General features: G+C 63.5%; 1 protein-coding gene. It reads right to left on the bottom strand.

Features of this window, described 5'->3' with window-relative positions:
- Nucleotides 1-437, bottom strand: a 437-nt coding sequence (locus EN969_RS34950; protein ID WP_127419986.1) for a PotD/PotF family extracellular solute-binding protein, incomplete at its 3' end; no start/stop codon positions are given.
- Nucleotide 438 lies beyond the last annotated feature (1 nt).

Below are 438 nucleotides of genomic sequence, written 5' to 3'. Positions count from 1 at the left end.
GCGTAGATCGTCCCATCGATCGTGCCCTCCGAGGTGAAGCGCGGATCCTCTTGCGAGCCGTCGAAATTCGGCAGCTTCGCCATCTCCAGCGGCTCGATGATGCCGAGCTTCTTGTAGGTCGAGATCGTGTAATTGGTCGGCACGAACAGGCTCCAGCCCGAGGCCCCGGCCTGCAGCTTGGCCAGCATCTCCTCATTGGAGCCGAACACGTTGACCTCGACGGCAACGCCGGTGTCCTTCTTGAAGTTCTCGAAGGTCGCCGGGTCGTGATAGTTCGGCCAGGTGGCGATCGACATGCGGTCGCCAAGGCTTTCGGCGGCAAAGGCTGGTGTCGGCATGATGCCGATCTCGCGCGCCATCACCGCCGTGGCAATGCCAAGGCCGGTGAGGCCGAGGAAGTCGCGGCGGCCGATCGAGCCGCGCTTCAAACGCATCAGC

This window comes from Mesorhizobium sp. M7A.F.Ca.CA.003.01.2.1 (assembly GCF_003998945.1).
Lineage (GTDB): Bacteria > Pseudomonadota > Alphaproteobacteria > Rhizobiales > Rhizobiaceae > Mesorhizobium > Mesorhizobium ciceri.
The sequence above is the reverse complement of the archived record's forward strand: the minus strand, read 5'-3'. Positions and strand labels throughout refer to the sequence as shown.